Genomic DNA, 18,155 nt, shown 5'->3' with positions numbered 1-18,155 from the left:
CAATATTTTTAGTTCAAAGTTAGAATTATCACAGTATAAATACTGAAAGTGGTGGATGCCTTGAATAAATGGAAAGATAAATCAACGTTTCAAAAAATCCTTATGATTTTTGTTTGGTTAATGATAATTGCAACCATTTTATCAGTGGTTGCTGGATCAGCAGCTGCTTTCTTTGGTGGCGCATAATTTAATAACTTTGCTTTAAGACATTCTGAGTTAAATCAGAGTGTCTTTTTTATTGCTCTGCATCATCAGATGATTTCTTGTAAACATCCCGTGGCTTACTTCCATGCTGAGGACCAATATAACCACGCTGCTCCATGTCATCAATAATTCGTGCGGCACGATTGTAGCCAATCCGAAACTGACGTTGAATCATTGAAGTACTAGCTTTTTGTTCTTTAATAACAAAAGCAAGCGCATCATCAAACAAATCATCCTCGTCATCATTCTTTTCCTCTTCTTTAATCTCCGCATCCGTTACCATCATCGAATCATCGTATTCCGGTTGGGCCTGCTTTTTTACAAAATCAACCACATTTTCAACATCACCATCAGAAATAAAGGACCCTTGAACACGTGCAGGAATGTTTTGATCGATCGGAAGGTAGAGCATATCACCTCGACCAAGCAATTTTTCCGCACCATTGGTATCCAAAATTGTTCGTGAATCAACTCCACTCGAAACCGCAAAGGCAATTCTTGATGGTACGTTAGCCTTGATTAATCCAGTAATGACATCTACAGAGGGCCGTTGTGTAGCTAAAATCATATGGACACCAGCAGCACGACCCATCTGGGCTAATCTAATAATGGCACTTTCAACTTCATTTGAAACGGTCATCATTAAATCAGCTAATTCATCAACCACGACCACGATGTACGGAAGCGTCGGAAGTGAAGTTCCCTCACTAGCGTTCTTTTCACGAATGTACTTATTATAACCACTAATCTTTCGCTGACCAGTTTGAGCAAACATCTCATAACGATGCTCCATCTCGTCAACCACCTTATGAAGCGCACGAGCAGCCTTCTTGGGGTCAGAAACAACTGGACTCAACAAATGTGGAATGCCATTATAAACCCCTAATTCAACTTTCTTAGGATCAATCAACATAAATTTTACCTGGTCTGGAGTCGCTTTTAACAAAATACTCGTAAGAATTGAATTAATTGCAACTGATTTTCCACTTCCAGTTGATCCGGCAATCAGTAAATGGGGCATTTTAGTAATATCACAAGAAACTACGTCCCCGTTAACATTCTTTCCTAACGGTACATTCAAAATACTCTTTGTATCACCAGTTTGATTTTCAAAGACATCCCTAAATGAAACCGTTGAAATTGATTTGTTAGGAACTTCAATACCAATTAGTGATTTCCCTGGAATTGGAGCCTCAATTCTAATATCCTTAGCAGCCAACGCAAGCGCAATATCATCACTTAAATTAACAATTTTAGATACTTTTACCCCAATAGCAGGATGAAGTTCATACTCAGTTACTGAAGGGCCTAGGCTTACGTTCTTTACCTCAGCGTCAACACCAAAGCTCTTCAAAGTTTTCTGCAAGATTTGAGTATTCTTATCAATGGCATTATATTCTTCGGTCTGATCCTGTTCTGGAACCTTTGTTAATAATTTGGTCGAAGGAAGCTGATAACGATCATTTGTTGAGTTACTGTCAAAATTAGAGGAATCTGCTTCCGCTTTACTATCCGACTGGATTGGTTTTGGTTTTCGACTGGCCACCGTGATATGCGGTGCTTTTTCGTCACTTTTATTCGTATCTTGGCTTTTAATTGAATTATACAATGAATCATGAGGTACTTGCGGTTGTTCTTGGGGTTTACTAGGCTCTGGCCTTTTTGGAACTGAAGAATTAACAGCAACTTTTTTAACAACGTGTGATTGTTGTTCCCGACTCTTTTTCTGTTTTCGTCTTTCATTGTTATTTATATGAGCCCGACGCACCGATGCCGCCATCGAAGTGATCCATTTTCCTGTCCAACTCAACCCATCCTTAGACCATTGAATAACTGGTAATTTAAAAAAGATAACAACTCCAATTACCATTAGCGCGTAAGCCAAGATTGAAGTTCCTAGTAATGAAATGAGGGTACTAAAAAGTGAAAGTAACGACGCTCCCACCATTCCGCCACCAACGTTACTAGTAGAGACATTACTCGTAATATCAGAAAACAATGTGTTAAACGTTGTTTGGACAAATCCTACGTGGGTATTTAATGAATTAAAAAATAAGATTGATAGGTTCAAAGTCCACCCCACAAAGGCCACTAAGAATCCGATAATGTAGTGAAAATCAATTTTAGGAATTTTAATTCCAAGAAACAATAATCCACCAAAAAGACCAAGAAGAATTGCTAAAACTTGATAAGCATTTCCAACAACTAATCGAAATACGTTAGCAAATAATGTCCCGGCCATCCCCAAACTGAAAAATCCAAGTCCAGCAATTAGTAGAAAAATTAAACCAATAATGTTTAGCTTTCTTTCACCACAAAAGCCCTTGAATTTGATCCAAAAAGAATTTTTGCCTTTCCTTGAACGACGCTTTCGCGTTGTTTTCCGTTTTGTAGTTTTACGCTTTGTTTTTCGTTGAGCCAATCAAGGCACCCCTTCACATTATTTTAATTTATCATGTTCATAAGTATGAGTCATTTCAAGACCAGCAAAACCTTGTTGTCTTAAGGCCTCATATATTACGATCGCACAAGTGTTCGATAAATTCAACGCCCGAATATGTGAATCATCCTGTGGAATTCTGATTGCCTGTTCGGCGTATTGACGTTCAAAATTCTCTGGTAGACCAGTTGTTTCTTTGCCAAATAAGAAATAATAGTCTTCATTGGGATCACGATAATCACGTTCGGTATATACTTTTTCCCCAAACTTTGATACCAAAAATAACTTTTGCTTATCAGGAATGGTTTTTAGAAACTCTGGAAGATTCTCATGATAATTAATTTTAACTTTATCCCAATAATCCAATCCAGCTCGTTTCAAATGTTTATCATCTACCGAAAATCCAAGCGGTTTAATTAAATCTAAAACCGTATCAGTACCAGCACATGTTCTAGCAATATTACCCGTATTTGCGGGCATTAATGGTTCAAATAACGCAATATGATTAGTCATTAATATCCTCCATAAATTCGTTCAATAATTCCATTTCTTAATTATATCACGCGCCCAATTTCATTTAAGGTCAAAATTGATGTCAATTCCTACCCATAATAGTTATAATTATTTGAGGAGGTAGTTTATATGACAATAATTGAACCAATGGTCTCAAAGTTCCGTGAGGTTCCAGTTGAACTTGAAAATGCCAAGGTAAAAATTGCAATTGAACAAGAAATGATGACACCTAGTCGGGGTTTCATTGCTGAAGCTTGTAAATATGCCCATGAAAAGAAACGAAGCCTGGATGTCTTAATTTCTTCAAATAATGACACCAATACTTTTAACGATTCTGAAATTAAAATCATGGAAGACGACCTTTTTCAGTGTCAAGAACTAGGTGTTGATGGAGTTATTATTGGGGCATTAGATGACAAACATAAGATTGATTTAGAAGCAATGGAGACTCTTATGGCAGCTGCTGGAGGCATGCAATTATACTTCTCCCCTGCGTTTGATCACATCATTGAAAAAGACTGGACTGATGCACTTAACTGGATCGATAATAATAATTTTGCTGGAGTGGTGGCATCCACAAGACTAGATCACCTCAACGAAAAAATGAAAAACTATCAAAATCTCCAGTTAATCCCATTTACTGAAACAAAAGATGAACTTGAGAAGCTTCAAAGTTCCATCAAGCCAACAATTATAATTAATAAAAAATAATTTTAGTGTCAAAAAATCCCCTCAAATTGGAATTGTAAATCTAATTTGAAGGGATTTTTACTTTGCTGTTCTAAACAACTATGGATTACTTAATATTAATGTTCGAAGTGACGAGGGCCTCTCAACTGATGCCAAACAAATCCACCAACTCCGGCAATCACTACTACAATAATTCCGCCAATTACCCAAGGTGTGATTCCGCTCTTGCTTTTCTTTTTATCATGCTTATTTTGATCTTTTTTACCATTCTGATCTTTATGATTCTTTTTATCAGACTTGGACTTTTGATCTTTGGCATTTTTTTCTTTTCGAGCTTTCTGATCTGCCTTGGCTTTTTTAGATTCTTTAGCATTATCAGAGGTGCTAGATTGATCTTTAGCTTTTCCATTTTGATCTTTCGTTGCACCTTGCTTACCTGCATCAGAATTCATTTTACTAGCATTGGAACTACTACTAGTACTGCCATTATTATTTTTACTTGGACTAGTGGCCGTTCCACCATTACCGTTATTGCTGGTATTGCTGCTTGAGTTAGCATGATTAGCTTGACTGTTACCAGCAGCTTGATTACCAGTTGATGAATAAATAATGGTCATTTCCATTATATCGGTCGAACTGTCACTTCCACCAAAGGTCATTTGAGGACCGTTACTGTTATTTTGTCCATTTTGGATACTAGCATACTTATAACCAGGAATATTAGGAATAGAAGCAATATACGTACTTCCAGTATCACCCATGGCTGTGGTAGCAGGACGAATAACTTGTCCATTTTGATCAACATAATGAACAACTATTTCTCCCTTTCCACTGTTACCTTGCGCAAATTGAGTAGTCTGTGCGTTGACATGTACCACATTCGGTACGAAAAAGCCTACCGTTAATACTGCAAAACTAACTAAAATGATTGAGGCTACTTTCTTTATACTCATAATCCATACTCCGTTTCATTTATTTGAAAATGTTTAAAAAGACCCACAAATTGCGATAAATGGAATCTATTAATTAGTTGCAGCAACGTAGCGATATGCACCTGAAGCTGCTCGATATCTTAACCATGTGTATCCATTAGCAATTACCTTGCCATCATAAACCACACTTTCACCAGCATCGTATTGGCCAACAATTTGTGCTACAGTACTTGGTGAAGTTCGGATGTTAGTAGTATTTCTAAATGTATATCTTCCAGAAGCAGAAGTAACGTCTGAGTGACTGTTAGAAGCACCAGATCCATTACCTAATTCAGCAACGTAACGATATGCGCCTGAGCCACCACGGTATCTTAACCATGTGTAACCATTAGCGATTACCTTGCCATCATAAACCACACGTTCGCCAGCGTCGTATTGACCTACAACTTGTGAATTAGTATTTGGTGAAGTTCGTACGTTAGTAGTTTGACCAAAGGTGTATGTTCCAGAAGCTTCAGTAACATTGGGTTGACGATTTGGTGTAGAAGTAGAAGAACTATCATTACTAATCTTAGCAACGTAACGATATGCACCTGAACTTGCTCGGTATCTTAACCATGTGTAACCGTCAGCATCAACAGTACCATCATAAGTGACACTCTCACCAGCGTCGTATTGGCCTACAACCTGTGAACTGGTACTTGGAGCAGTTCTGATATTGGTAGTTTGACCAAAGGTATACCGACCAGATGCTGAATTAACATTTGTATCTTCCTTTGGAGCGGAAGTATTATCAATCTTAGCAACATAACGGTAAGCACCTGAACTTGCTCGGTATCTTAACCATGTGTAACCATCTGCCTTGACAGTTCCATCATAAACGACTTTTTCACCAGCATCATATTGACCTACAACTTGTGAACTGGTACTTGGAGCAGTTCTAATGTTAGTAGTTTGACCAAAGGTATAAGTACCATTTTCTGATTTAACGTTTGACTCTGGATTTGAAGTTGGCGCATCACTTACTTTAGCTACATATAAATCGTCACCAGAATATGACTTGTATCTTAACCAGGTGTAACCGTCAGCATCAACAGTTCCGTTATAAATAACACTTTCGCCAGCTTTATATTGTCCAACCACTGGAGCACTCAAACTTGGTGAAGTTCGAATGTTGGTAGTTTGATTGAAAGTATAAGTTCCAGATGCAGGCTTAACATCTGGTGCTGGTAGTGGATTTCCTTCATCTTGAAAGGCCACTTTATCAATACTGTCTAAGCCATAATTACGAACACAATTAATCAAAGTTTGAGCATAGCTAGGATCAGTAGCATATCCATCATATTGTAAGTCATAAGCGACACTTTCATAATCTCTTACGCCAAGCAAATTATGGTATCTTGGATTATCTCTTAAAAAGGCTCCGTGATCTTCAATACTTGCAGACCAACTTGGATACAATCTAAAGGCCGCTTGAACCGTAACCCATTGGCCATTAATGTATTCCTGAGTTGGAAAGTAGATTGATTGACCATCATAGGAACCTTTAATCCCAAACAAGTTATTTCCTTTAACGGCTAATCCTGATCTACCCCATCCACTTTCAATAATTGCTTGTGCAATTGAAACTGATGGTAAAACGCCGTACTTCTTCCATCCAGCAATTGCACCAGGAGTAACTCGATTAATAAAGTCTTGAGTATAACTAACTAGATTGGTATTATTTGAAACATTGAAGTTAGTGTATTGTGATGGACGCTGAACATTCTTATTTACATTGTTATCAACACTGGAATCATAATATCCAGGGCCGATCTTCTTATCAGGAGTAGCAACGTCAGCTTTCAAGTTAACGTTTTGATTTTGATCAGCATTTTGTTGTTGATTATCACTCTTAACAGCAACTTGATTCTTGTTGTTAGTATTATCAGTTAACTTCGAATCCTTGGTTGCCTGTTGATTGTCAGCAGCTGATTGAGAATCTTTAGCGCTATCAGCTTTAGAAGCTTGACTCACTTGTGGCTGATCAGCATTATTCTTTGAATCTTGCTCCGTTTGCTGCTTTGCATTAGCTTCTTTTTGATCTTGTGAACCCTTAGTTGCTACTTGTTGTGAGTCAGTAGCCTTAGATTCAGTAGAATTAGTATCTGTTGACTTGGTTTGAGTTGCTTGATCAGCATTAACTGGTTGTTGACTAGCTTGAGCAACTGTCTGACTGTTATCAGACGATGCCTTATCAGTAGTATCCTTTGTGTCATTGTTCTTGATTGAATCAGAAGTAGTCTCACTTCCAGTATTTGATTGATCAGAATCATTCTTTTGCACTGTTGGTGTATGTACATTTTCTGAAGTCTTGTTTACTTCTTGATTTGTTTCACCACTTGCTGGTTCAACTTGGGATTGTTCCTCTGTTTTACTAGTGTTTTCTGATGACTTTACAGCTTCTGGTTGGTTCTGAACCTGATTAGAACCTGAAGCTTGAGTAGTTGAAGTTCCCTTCTCTGATTGTGCTTGAGAAGCTTGAACACTTTGTGAAATTGTCGCTGTGTTTGCTTTATCAGCATTTACAGGACTATTCAAATTAAAAGTGAACAAAGCAGCACTAGCAAAAATTGAACCCATTGCTACCCTCATCCAACCCTTTTTAGTCTTAACCAATTTGTTGCGACGCTTAGTTTCGCCAGTACTAATTGCCATCTGGTTATGCTTCTTAACGTACTTATTCATTAATTGTCTCTCCCTTTCAAAATCACAACATCATATTTAAGTATAACATCTAATGATCAAAAATTAATAAAAAAATAAATAATATTATTAATAATTATTCTAATGTGAAATTGCATAAATGTCCAATTATTTTTACTTAAATTATTATTTTTTACCAAGCTTAAATTCATTATGACATGGAATTTTAAGGTTGAAATTCCCCTAGGGATTAGCATTTACCTTAATTTATTAACTAACATGTTTACCATCAAAAACGTTTTATTGCATTTTGGTTACAGCTTCACATTACAATAAATTATAGTAACAAGCTAACTAAAAAATTAGCTCCTGAAATCATATATTATCAAATAATAAAAAAAACAACCTACTAACAAGTAGACTGTTTTTAATTCAACAAATTCTTAAATTCTATTGGAATTTTAGATCTCACTTTAATTTTTTTCTTTTCAAATGGATCAAAAAAAATTGTTTGGTAGCAATGTAACTTTTGATATTCACCACTATGAGCATTAGGATTATAAAGCCAATCACCAACTAACGGATATCCAATCTTAGCAAAATGAACCCGTATTTGATGAGTTCGACCCGTATGCAGTCGAATTTTAACCAGTGACATCCCGTTATTAACCTTTAACGTCCAGAATTCTGTTCGGCAATATTTACCATCATCACGGACCTCACGCTCAATAAAAGAACCCGGCTTCCTCCCAATCGGAAGAACAATTTCACCATGCTTAATGTTGAGTTCGCCCGAAATAACCGCAACGTAGTTTTTTTCAATCTTTCGATCCTGAAGTTGTTTATCAAGAACTGAATGTGCAAGATGATTTTTGGCAAACATAACGGGACCACTAGTATCCCGATCTAGACGATTGACAACATGAACCTTTTTACTGGGATAATCATTTCGAAGATAGTACCCAAGAACCCGATTCAAGATTGTATCATTGGGATAAATGTGCGATGGAACCGATGCCACTCCCGCAGGCTTATCGACAATTAAAAAGTTATCATTTTCAAACAAAATTTTAATGGGTAAATTCGAAACTTGTAAAAAATCATTTTGCTTTTCAGGTGGCAAAATAATTCGAACACGATCTCCATGTGATAATTCAAAACTCGTATACACATCGTGACCATTTACCATTAAGTGACCACCATGATAACGAATGTCTTTAAGTAAGGAACGTGTAACTCCGTTCTTCATCACAAAGGTTCTAACTTTCATTGGGTGAGTTTCGTCATAAATCCACGCAAAACTAATCATCGTTTAAAGTATCCCCGATAAATGAATTGCTTACTCGTTGCCAAAAATGAGTGTGACGGTACTTGGCAAAGTAAATTCGACGCTTAGAAATTTTGAATTTAATTGATTTAATGGGCCGATCTTTAATTAACAGTTGATCGTAAGTTAAAACGTTGTGAAGTGAAACCTCAGGAACAATTGTGATGGATTCAGTTGGCGGAATAATAATTGGAGAACCAATTGTCCGAAAGACCCGATTATTGATTGATGCCATCTCTGCCACCTGAATTGAATTAAATTTTGGCGAAATAATAGCTCCTCCGACCGATTTGTTATACGCGGTTGAACCAGTAGGAGTTGAAATACATAAACCATCCCCGCGGAAATTCTCAAAAAGTTCACCTTTAATGTATACTTTAGCAACCATCGTTCCAAAAAGCTTCTTAAACGTGGCCTCATTTAAGGCAATCATGTAATCTGGCAACCCACCATCTGCATAATCAACCTCAATGTCTAGCAACGGATAACTAACACTTTGTCCATTATCCCGTTTCAGGCTTTCTACCAATTGCGTAACCTCAGTATCCCGCCAATCAGTGTAAAAACCTAAATGACCAGTATGAATTCCAACAAATCTAATTTTATCCGTCAAATCGTCATAATGATGAAAAGCGGATAACAGTGTTCCATCTCCACCAACTGAAATGACAATCTCAGGATTCAACTCATCAATTTCTAAATCCTTTGCTTTCTCAATTTCTTTTGATAATTCTGATGCAATTCGACTCGAGGTCTCACCATCATTACTATAAATTGCAATCTTCATTGCTTGTTCCCCTATTCATGTTTATCCTTTTGCTTTTTAAGATCCCGATCTAATTCTTGCTTAATTTCTGACATTTCTTCATCTAGCTTGTAAGCCGTTTCTGATGCACTTTGCAATCTTTCATGAACTTCCGGTGGGAAGACATCAGGATGTTTATAGTTCAAAGAATGTTCAATGGTGGCCCAGAAATTCATTGCTAACGTTCTAATTTGGATCTCAGCAAGAATCTCTCTTTGACCATCAACTAATTGCAACGGATAACTAAAAACAATGTGATACGAACGATATCCACTTGCCTTTTCGTTATGAACATAATCACGTTCTTCAAGAATGTTAATATCATTTCTTTTCCGGAGAATATCAACTACGGTATAGATATCATCAAGAAATTCACACATAATTCGTAGCCCACAAATATCTTCCATGTCTTCTGATAACCGTGATTCGTCAATATGGCGACGTTGCATTTTTTCTTTGATACTGTCAACTGGCTTAATTCGACTAGTAACAAATTCAATTGGTGATCGCTCACCGCGTTCTAAGTACTGTGATCGTATGCCACGCAATTTTAATTTTAATTCGTTTGACGCTTCTTGATATGGAAACAAAAAATCGTCCCAGTTTTCTACCATAAAACAACAATCTCCAGTCTCTAGCATTGTTCCAGAAATATAATAACACACATAATTATTATCCCAGTATAATAAGAATATTAAAACAAATTTATTGAATTTTTATGAAAAAATGATACTCTAGTAAGTGCGTCGTTATAGAAGAGAAGAATAACAAACTAGGAAAGGAAAAAGTTATGATTGAACTATATTTATTTGTAGACCCAACTTGTAGTGACTGTGCTGAGTCTGAACGAACCATTGCTCGTTTATCAAAACAATTACCCTGTAAGACATCATACCGAATCATCCCAATCATGAATCTCAGCGTTATATCTGGCAATAAGGAAGCTCACTCACAACTTCTTCCATACAAATTGATTCTTGATTATAAAGCAGCTTTATTTCAAGGAGCAAAGAAAGGCCGGAAATTTTTGTTTGCGTTACAACGGGACATTCTAGAGAAAAACATGACCTATTGTGATAGTTTAGTATATAACATTGCTAAAAAGGTTAAGTTAGACATGGATATGTTTAAGGAAGATCGCAGATCAAAGTTGACTGAGAGCACCTTCAAATCTGATCAAAAAATGATTTCAGAAATGAATATTTCTAATCATGGTAATTTAGTGATATTTGATTGTGATTCTGCAGACAACGGCCTGTTAATTGACAAGGTTGATTATCATGAATTATTTGAAATTTGTAGTCATATTATTCAAAAAGAATCACAAGAACTTGATGATAAAATCAAGCAAACAAGTAATCTAAGGGTTCTTTAGAATAAAAAAAATTCTCACACTTCAAAAGTGTGAGAATTTTTTTATGCTTTATAACCAGCCGAATTGACTCTTCTCAGTATCGAGTTTGCCAATTTCTGCCATTTCATCAGGAGATAATTCAAAATTAAAGATATCTAAATTACTCTTAATTCGATCGGGCTTAGTTGAACGTGGCAATACAATAATTCCGTTTTGAATTAAGAAACGCAAACCAACTTGTCCCACGGTCTTATTATGGTCCTGGGCGATCTTCTTTAAAGTTTCATTAGTGAAAAAGCCATTACGACCTCTTGCAAATGGTGACCATGCTTCTAGACGTAAATTATCTTTTTTAGCGACTGGCAAGAAATCTTTTTGTTGACGGAACACATTTGTCTCCACTTGATCAACAACTGGAGCAATTGTTGCATTCTTCAAGATTTTATCCAAATCATCACCATAGAAATTAGATAAACCAATGCTCTTTAATTTACCTGCTTTGACGGCATCTTCCATGGCACGGTAGGTTTCAGTTAAATCACCTGAAGGCCAATGATACAACATTAAATCAATGTAGTCAGTTTGTAATTTCTCTAGGGCTTCATCAATCATTTTCGTTGCTTCGTCATATGATTCTGGGCTTTCAATCTTAGTTGTAAGGAATATGTCATCACGATCAATATCGCTATTCTTGATTGCGTTTCCTACTTCACGTTCATTCCCATAATCACGTGCAGTATCGATCCCAGGATAACCATCCTTTAATGCTTGATCAACACTTTTTTCTGTATCACGAGCTGGAATTTCATAAGTTCCGAAGAAAATTTGTGGAATCTTAATTCCATTATTTAATGTAAATGTTTCGTCTCTAGCTGTCATATAAACACCCCTCCTCAATTAATTACAAGTCCAGCATATTCTTCTCACATAATATTTCAAACATGATGCCTATAAATCTATAACATTTTTTCTAATTCATTTAACCGTCGCTCAAACTTATCGAAAGCTTGATTTAAATAATCTGGTTTTGTCATATCAACCCCAGCTGCTTTCATTATTGAAATGGGATCTTTACTACTTCCCGATTTCAAATAATTCAGATATGCTGCAACTTTTTCAGGATCACCGCTGGTAATACGATCCGCCAAAGCCGAAGCAGCGGCAAATCCTGTTGCATACTGGTAAACGTAGAAATCATAGTAAAAATGAGGAATTCGAGACCATTCGAGTCGAATTTCAGGATCAGAAACCACGTCATCACCATAATATTTTTGATTCAGTTTTAGATAATATTTATTCATAAAATCAGCCGTTAGCGATTTTCCAGATTGTTCAGAAGCGTGAATGAACTCTTCAAACTCAGCAAATTGGGTTTGACGGAAAATGGTTCCCTTCACCCCATCCAGATAGGAATTAAGAATATACTTGATAACTTCTGGATCAGAATTATTCTTAAGTAAATAATCTGTCAAAATATTTTCATTGGTTGTGGAAGCAATTTCGGCCACAAAAATTGAATAATCTCCGTATTGATATGGTTGATTATGGGAAGAATAATAGCTATGCATACTATGACCAGTCTCATGAACTAACGTATAGAGATTATCAAGATTATCCTGCCAGTTAAGTAAAACAAAGGGATTAGTATCATACATCCCTGAAGAATAGGCCCCAGTCCGTTTTCCTTTGTTTTCCACTACATCAATCCAACGATTATTAAATTCTTCTTTAACGTGCTGAAGATAATCGGGACCGTAAACACTTAAAGCTTTTAACGCTTCTTCTTTGGCTTGATCAAAAGTGTACTTAAGACTTGGTTTCCCACTTAACGGAACGTACATATCATACATATGAAGTTCAGGAACATTTAAAATCTTCTTACGAAGAGCTACATAACGATGCAATAACGGTAAATGTTCGTGAACACTTTGAATTAAAGTCCGATAAACCACTTCAGGGATTTCATTCTCACTCATTGCCATTTCTCTAGCAGAATTGTACTTCCGAGTTTGAGCTTCAAAATTATGAACGGCAACCTCCGAAGATAGTGTTGAAGCGAGTGTGTTTTGAAATTGATCAAAAGTTGAGTAAAAGGCTTTAAAAGTATTTTTTCGCACTGTAGGATTTTGTGATTCTAAAAGTAAACTATAAATGCCATTTGAAAGACGCACTTTTTTGCCAGACCCATCATCAACTTCCGGAAATTTAAGGTCGGAACTGTCTAAAATCCCAAAGGTCTTTTCAGGAGATTCAAAAATGGTCGCTGCTCCTGCAAGCAATTTTTCTTGATCTTCAGGTAAGACATGATCTTTATTTACCAAAATTTCATCAAAAAAGCGCCCATATTCTTTTAGTGCTGGATTATCTTGGGTAAACTGCTTAATTTTATCAGACCCAAGTGCAATGATCTCTGGCTCCAACCACGACTGAGCCTGACCAACGTCACTTCCTAACTTCTCCACTCGATCCATGTCACTTTGTAAATCATTATTAGTTGTGTCAACATCACTTGCCGATTGAGCATAAACGTATAATTTTTCATATTTTCGATTTAAATTCAGAACTTTCGTAATTACACTCAATAGTTGCTCAGCATTCTGTCCTAATCGACCCTTTAGGCGGCTAACATCATGGACCTGTTTTTTGACTTCATCATAAGACTTTTCGAACTCTGAATGATTTTTATAAATCGTGGTTAAATCCCAAGTTAGTTCCCGTGGGACTTGGTTTCGCTTGGGTAAATTTTTTATCTCTGACATTTTATAATCTCCATTTCATGAACATTCCTTAATTACATTAATCTTAGCATAGACATCCCGATACCACGTAAAATCGCTTACTTGTTTAATAATTCCATGTTCAATTACCAATAATTTTCGATCAATTAAATTATCTAAAAAGCCGTCAATATAGGACATATGCAATTCTTTAACGTTTACGAGAAAAACAAAATGATCCGTAAAATCAAGTTTTTGATAAACTTCGATCACAAATTGACGAATCCCCTTACCAACCCACTCTTTTAATTCGCATATAATCATCACAACCCATTTTAACCATTGCTTACCAAAAACTGGTGGTAAATCACGATAGTGATGACAAATAAGAGGACAACCAGTGATTGAACTATGATGATAGTAACAATATTCTTGTAACTTCATCATATTGGGATCCAGATGTCGAACCTGGTACTCGATTCTCTGACAAACCCTAATTAAATTAGGATGCAATTGCTCTTTTCGATGATTACTTTTAAAAAAAGTTATCATTGTATCCCATTTCGTAAAAGTTCGCTCCTGATACTGATATTTTCCATCGCTCTGACATATACAATAACGAAGCAAATACCGTGGTGTCAGTGGATCTAGATAAATAAGATAAAAACCAGTATTTTTATGATATCTGAGAAATTTAAGGACATTTGGACTAGTAAGTCGTTTTCGATAATACTTCATTCCTAAGATCCAGAATGAAGTAACACCAATTGAAAGGTAACCAGAGACACGCTCAGTTAGTCGTTTCAGCGTAATTGGGCTACATTGGTACTCAACTGCTAAGTGATGATAAAGGACATCTGCACGTTGCTTAATCATAGGTAAATAAACTTCTACCTTAGTACCATTTGGTAGTGAATGAAGAATAAGAAATTTCCCCAAATTATGAACGTATGATTCACCTTCACTTGAATTACACTTTGAATTTGATTGATGTGCAAAATGTGGGATCTTATTGATGCCTTTTCTAAGTACCAGTAATTCACCGCACTCACAACAACGATAGTGATGGGTTTTTAATGCATCACTTGCTTTAACCAACCTTCCATTTTCGTATGCCATTAACATAATGAACCCTTAGCAATATACGAAAAAAGATCCGCCATTGGCGAATCTTTTTAATTAAAATAATATGCAATGGTTTCAAGTGCATTTCCAGTTGTAATTTGCTTCCCATGCTTTTTCAATTCATTTTCCGTAACTGATGCGATTTGACCATACTCATAAACAATTCCCATTTCATCGTTAATCATATGATTAAGATCTTTGAAGTTGGTATTCCCTTCACTATCATATTGACCGTTTAAATGATAGCGGAACATAACGAGATATGAGTTTTGATACTGATACAAATCAGTCTTAAGCTCCACTGCATGACGTGGCGTTACTTCCTTCCATTTATTGGCCAGACCAATTAGGTCATCAAATGAATTAAATTTAATTGGGATGGTCCGCTTACCAAGCTTTTTATCAAAAATGTCATATTTATCACGGACAACATTAACGGTAACTGGTTGGGGATCCTTTTCAATTTCATTTAACGGTGGCATCATACCACCGTTATCACCGACACGATTTGAAATATTTTTGTCTTTACTAATAAATAATTCCAAACCATCTTGACTGGGGAGAATCTGAAAGAGCACCGTATCAGTATCAGTGAAATCTTTTTCAACGTCCGCTTCATCTAGGATACTGTAGAAAAATTGTTCACATTTCTCTCGATTGCCAAGCAAATCAAGCATTCCGATCCCATGTTTCTTCAAATCTTCTTTATTAATTAATACACGGATTGTATCTTTGTTAATACGATGAAATTTCATAAAACAAATCTACCTCCTCTATCTAAATACTAATTGTCCTTCTAATCTCAGGTAATTCGACATGAATGTCTTTTCCTGCTGCTTTTTGGGCTTGCTTTAGAAGTTCCAAATGGCTGCCATGTTGTGGAAGATGACTTATTAATAAATTCTTACTATTAGATAAGCGAGCTAATCTCCCAGATTGTTTAGACGTCATGTGCCATAGTTCTCCGTCAACATCCTCAAAGAAATTCGTATCTGATATTAACATATCAGAGTCTTTAACGAAATCAATCAGACCATCAAAATAACGGGTATCAGCCGTATAACTTAGAATCTTTCCAGTAGAACGTTCCTTGATCCTTATTGCAAAAGCAGGAACCGGATGAATGGTTTTTAAAAACGTCATTGTAAATGGTCCCACTTCAATTTCACTATCAGCACTAAATGGTTCCTTCTCGGTAGAATTAGGCCAATCTAATTGATTATAATGAATTTGATCAGCTGTATTTCCATAAATTGGCAAAACGTCAGTATTGTACCGTTGATCATGAAGTTGCCAATAATATTGTAAGACCCCTACATCAGCAATATGATCAGCATGATAATGGGACAGAATCACTGCATTTAATTTCAAGGGATCAATAACCTGCTCTAGTGACAGCATAACCCCACTACCACAATCAATTAATAAGTTAAAATCATCACTTGTTAAAAGATAACCACTCGTACCAATGTTATTGTATGGATATCCACCATAATCGCCTAAAACCGTAAGTTTCATTTTAATCACCCTTTTTCAAAAATTAAGACATTTTCCTTTTAACTCGTTAGGATTTATTCTAAACTAATTATGAAGTAGTTTACATCAAAAGGAAGTTAATAATATGATAAGACAAATTTCTGTAACATTTGGCACGAAGAATGTGTTAGTTAACATCATGAAAAAGTACCCAGAAAGGGACTTGGCACTATTCTCTACCAATAACAACGATTCAGGTCTTCAACTACTAGATTATAGTGGAAAAGAATCTATTTTTAAGAGCCCCATCACATATGACGTCCTTTCACACGTTGGAGAAGATGATTGGAGTTACTTCATTAATTATGTAGAACTTTCACCTTCAGACGACCAACGTAAAGTACTCGATGCAAATATGAACACGTTCATGAGCAGTCCAGACTTACCAACAGGGATGTTCTCAGCATACTACATGTCTGATTCGAAGGATCACACTAAACGAATCATTCTTACTCTGTGGAGAGGAGCTTATGCTTATAACGATTGGGCCAATCATCCTGATAGCGTAGTTTCTAAATTCAAAAATGATCCAAACATTAACTACCGAACTGCAAGTTATCAAAGGGTTGCCCCAACCAATAACTAAATAAATATAAAAAAAGAGATGAATTAATTCATCTCTTTTTTTATATGATACGGTTCGTACGAGACTCGAACTCGTGATCTCCTGCGTGACAGGCAGGCGTCCTGAACCAACTAGACCAACGAACCAAAATTGCGGGAGCTGGATTTGAACCAACGACCTCCGGGTTATGAGCCCGACGAGCTACCAGACTGCTCTATCCCGCGATAATTATATAATATATTGAATAATGAAGATGACCCGTACGGGATTCGAACCCATGTTACTGCCGTGAAAGGGCAGTGTCTTAAACCACTTGACCAACGGGTCATAAAAAACGGAGAAGGAGAGATTCGAACTCTCGCGCCGCTTACGCGACCTACACCCTTAGCAGGGGCGCCTCTTCAGCCACTTGAGTACTTCTCCAAATGGGTCTAGGTGGACTCGAACCATCGACCTCACGCTTATCAGGCGTGCGCTCTAAACCGACTGAGCTATAGACCCAAATGAAACATAATAAAAGCGGGTGACGAGAATCGGACTCGCGACAGTAGCTTGGAAGGCTACGGTTTTACCACTAAACTACACCCGCAGAAATAATATTCAATTAAGTGGCGCGGGACAGAATCGAACTGCCGACACACGGAGCTTCAATCCGTTGCTCTACCAACTGAGCTACCGAGCCGTTTAAGCGGTTCGTACGAGACTCGAACTCGTGATCTCCTGCGTGACAGGCAGGCGTCCTGAACCAACTAGACCAACGAACCAAAATTGCGGGAGCTGGATTTGAACCAACGACCTCCGGGTTATGAGCCCGACGAGCTACCAGACTGCTCTATCCCGCGATAATATAAAGGAGGATGAGAGATTCGAACTCTCGCGCGATTTGACTCGCCTGACGGTTTTCAAGACCGTTCCCTTCAGCCAGACTTGGGTAATCCTCCAAAACGATATGACAATTATAACACATAGGTTTATAAAGCTCAACGCCCACCAAACAACATTTGGATGGACCTTGTAGGACTCGAACCTACGACCGGACGGTTATGAGCCGTCTGCTCTAACCAACTGAGCTAAAGGTCCAAGACCTAATCGCGGCAGAGGGGATCGAACCCCCGACCTCCCGGGTATGAACCGGACGCTCTAGCCAGCTGAGCTACACCGCGATTTGAGATACGTAAAGTATCTAATCGGGAAGACAGGATTCGAACCTGCGACCCCCTGGTCCCAAACCAGGTGCTCTACCAAGCTGAGCTACTTCCCGA

At 37.1% G+C, this 18,155-nt stretch carries 16 protein-coding genes and 13 tRNA genes; 4 read left to right on the top strand and 25 right to left on the bottom strand.

Features of this window, described 5'->3' with window-relative positions; all coding sequences use genetic code 11:
* Nucleotides 1-60 precede the first annotated feature (60 nt).
* Nucleotides 61-186, top strand: a complete 126-nt coding sequence (locus tag AC6UD2_RS02635) for a DUF4044 domain-containing protein (protein WP_010021189.1) — start codon at nt 61-63, stop codon at nt 184-186.
* Between the two features lie 49 nt (nt 187-235).
* On the opposite strand, the gene AC6UD2_RS02630 is transcribed toward AC6UD2_RS02635, so the two are convergent.
* Both AC6UD2_RS02630 and AC6UD2_RS02625 read right to left on the bottom strand, forming a co-directional pair.
* Nucleotides 236-2,626, bottom strand: a complete 2,391-nt coding sequence (locus AC6UD2_RS02630; RefSeq protein WP_500697945.1) for an FtsK/SpoIIIE family DNA translocase — start codon at nt 2,624-2,626, stop codon at nt 236-238.
* A gap of 18 nt (nt 2,627-2,644) precedes the next feature.
* Nucleotides 2,645-3,157: a tRNA (cytidine(34)-2'-O)-methyltransferase gene (locus AC6UD2_RS02625; protein WP_500697944.1), complete on the bottom strand. Its 513-nt coding sequence runs from the start codon at nt 3,155-3,157 to the stop codon at nt 2,645-2,647.
* 129 nt (nt 3,158-3,286) lie between these two features.
* On the opposite strand from AC6UD2_RS02625, the gene AC6UD2_RS02620 reads away from it, so the two are divergent.
* Nucleotides 3,287-3,868 (top strand): copper homeostasis protein CutC, encoded by a 582-nt coding sequence (locus AC6UD2_RS02620; protein WP_010021185.1) that lies wholly within the window; start codon nt 3,287-3,289, stop codon nt 3,866-3,868.
* 95 nt (nt 3,869-3,963) lie between these two features.
* On the opposite strand, the gene AC6UD2_RS02615 is transcribed toward AC6UD2_RS02620, so the two are convergent.
* The 5 genes from AC6UD2_RS02615 to AC6UD2_RS02595 all read right to left on the bottom strand — a co-directional run bounded on the left by AC6UD2_RS02615 (nt 3,964) and on the right by AC6UD2_RS02595 (nt 10,210).
* The gene (locus tag AC6UD2_RS02615) at nt 3,964-4,800 is read right to left on the bottom strand and encodes a MucBP domain-containing protein (RefSeq protein ID WP_500697943.1); all 837 of its coding nucleotides are present in this window, start codon (nt 4,798-4,800) and stop codon (nt 3,964-3,966) included.
* A 69-nt stretch (nt 4,801-4,869) separates the two neighbouring features.
* Nucleotides 4,870-7,506, bottom strand: coding sequence for an SH3 domain-containing protein (locus AC6UD2_RS02610; protein ID WP_500697942.1), 2,637 nt, complete (start codon nt 7,504-7,506; stop codon nt 4,870-4,872).
* Nucleotides 7,507-7,891: 385 nt separating this feature from the next.
* Complete coding sequence (locus AC6UD2_RS02605) at nt 7,892-8,773, bottom strand: RluA family pseudouridine synthase (RefSeq protein WP_500697941.1); 882 nt, start codon at nt 8,771-8,773, stop codon at nt 7,892-7,894.
* Entirely contained in the window at nt 8,766-9,578 is an 813-nt protein-coding gene (locus AC6UD2_RS02600) for an NAD kinase (RefSeq protein ID WP_039144212.1), read from the bottom strand. The genes AC6UD2_RS02605 and AC6UD2_RS02600 overlap by 8 nt, the downstream gene beginning before the upstream one ends.
* 11 nt (nt 9,579-9,589) lie before the next feature.
* Nucleotides 9,590-10,210, bottom strand: a complete 621-nt coding sequence (locus AC6UD2_RS02595; RefSeq protein WP_056998020.1) for a GTP pyrophosphokinase — start codon at nt 10,208-10,210, stop codon at nt 9,590-9,592.
* A gap of 176 nt (nt 10,211-10,386) precedes the next feature.
* Here AC6UD2_RS02595 and AC6UD2_RS02590 point away from each other — a divergent pair, with 176 nt between their 5' ends.
* Nucleotides 10,387-10,971: a DsbA family protein gene (locus tag AC6UD2_RS02590; RefSeq protein WP_500697940.1), complete on the top strand. Its 585-nt coding sequence runs from the start codon at nt 10,387-10,389 to the stop codon at nt 10,969-10,971.
* Nucleotides 10,972-11,019: 48 nt separating this feature from the next.
* Here the strand turns inward: AC6UD2_RS02590 and AC6UD2_RS02585 are convergent, their stop codons facing one another.
* From AC6UD2_RS02585 to AC6UD2_RS02565, 5 genes are all read right to left on the bottom strand, one after another.
* Nucleotides 11,020-11,829 carry an aldo/keto reductase gene (locus AC6UD2_RS02585; RefSeq protein WP_010021175.1) on the bottom strand — a complete coding sequence of 270 codons (810 nt, stop codon included), beginning with the start codon at nt 11,827-11,829 and terminating at the stop codon, nt 11,020-11,022.
* Between the two features lie 77 nt (nt 11,830-11,906).
* Nucleotides 11,907-13,709, bottom strand: a complete 1,803-nt coding sequence (pepF, locus tag AC6UD2_RS02580) for an oligoendopeptidase F (protein ID WP_500697939.1) — start codon at nt 13,707-13,709, stop codon at nt 11,907-11,909.
* A gap of 15 nt (nt 13,710-13,724) precedes the next feature.
* Entirely contained in the window at nt 13,725-14,786 is a 1,062-nt protein-coding gene (locus AC6UD2_RS02575; RefSeq protein ID WP_500697938.1) for a competence protein CoiA, read from the bottom strand.
* 56 nt (nt 14,787-14,842) lie between these two features.
* Complete coding sequence (locus AC6UD2_RS02570) at nt 14,843-15,547, bottom strand: adaptor protein MecA (RefSeq protein ID WP_500697937.1); 705 nt, start codon at nt 15,545-15,547, stop codon at nt 14,843-14,845.
* Between the two features lie 22 nt (nt 15,548-15,569).
* Complete coding sequence (locus tag AC6UD2_RS02565) at nt 15,570-16,310, bottom strand: MBL fold metallo-hydrolase (RefSeq protein WP_500697936.1); 741 nt, start codon at nt 16,308-16,310, stop codon at nt 15,570-15,572.
* Between the two features lie 103 nt (nt 16,311-16,413).
* Between AC6UD2_RS02565 and AC6UD2_RS02560 the strand changes: the two genes are divergently transcribed.
* Entirely contained in the window at nt 16,414-16,914 is a 501-nt protein-coding gene (locus AC6UD2_RS02560; protein ID WP_010021166.1) for a hypothetical protein, read from the top strand.
* Between the two features lie 50 nt (nt 16,915-16,964).
* On the opposite strand, the gene AC6UD2_RS02555 is transcribed toward AC6UD2_RS02560, so the two are convergent.
* The 13 genes from AC6UD2_RS02555 to AC6UD2_RS02495 form a co-directional block, all read right to left on the bottom strand.
* Nucleotides 16,965-17,039, bottom strand: a tRNA-Asp gene (locus tag AC6UD2_RS02555).
* Nucleotides 17,040-17,043: 4 nt separating this feature from the next.
* Nucleotides 17,044-17,117, bottom strand: a tRNA-Met gene (locus AC6UD2_RS02550).
* Nucleotides 17,118-17,147: 30 nt separating this feature from the next.
* Nucleotides 17,148-17,220: transfer RNA gene (locus AC6UD2_RS02545), tRNA-Glu, on the bottom strand.
* Nucleotides 17,221-17,228: 8 nt separating this feature from the next.
* Nucleotides 17,229-17,316: transfer RNA gene (locus AC6UD2_RS02540), tRNA-Ser, on the bottom strand.
* Nucleotides 17,317-17,319: 3 nt separating this feature from the next.
* Nucleotides 17,320-17,394, bottom strand: a tRNA-Ile gene (locus tag AC6UD2_RS02535).
* A 17-nt stretch (nt 17,395-17,411) separates the two neighbouring features.
* A tRNA-Gly gene (locus AC6UD2_RS02530) sits at nt 17,412-17,482 on the bottom strand.
* A 20-nt stretch (nt 17,483-17,502) separates the two neighbouring features.
* Nucleotides 17,503-17,575: transfer RNA gene (locus tag AC6UD2_RS02525), tRNA-Phe, on the bottom strand.
* Nucleotides 17,576-17,582: 7 nt separating this feature from the next.
* A tRNA-Asp gene (locus AC6UD2_RS02520) sits at nt 17,583-17,657 on the bottom strand.
* Between the two features lie 4 nt (nt 17,658-17,661).
* A tRNA-Met gene (locus AC6UD2_RS02515) sits at nt 17,662-17,735 on the bottom strand.
* Between the two features lie 9 nt (nt 17,736-17,744).
* Nucleotides 17,745-17,834 (bottom strand) — tRNA-Ser (locus tag AC6UD2_RS02510).
* Nucleotides 17,835-17,899: 65 nt separating this feature from the next.
* Nucleotides 17,900-17,973 (bottom strand) — tRNA-Ile (locus AC6UD2_RS02505).
* A gap of 9 nt (nt 17,974-17,982) precedes the next feature.
* Nucleotides 17,983-18,056, bottom strand: a tRNA-Met gene (locus AC6UD2_RS02500).
* 24 nt (nt 18,057-18,080) lie between these two features.
* Nucleotides 18,081-18,154: transfer RNA gene (locus AC6UD2_RS02495), tRNA-Pro, on the bottom strand.
* Nucleotide 18,155 lies beyond the last annotated feature (1 nt).

Source organism: Fructilactobacillus sp. X2R5C2, assembly GCF_059901375.1.
This window is presented reverse-complemented; position numbering and strand designations above follow the sequence as displayed.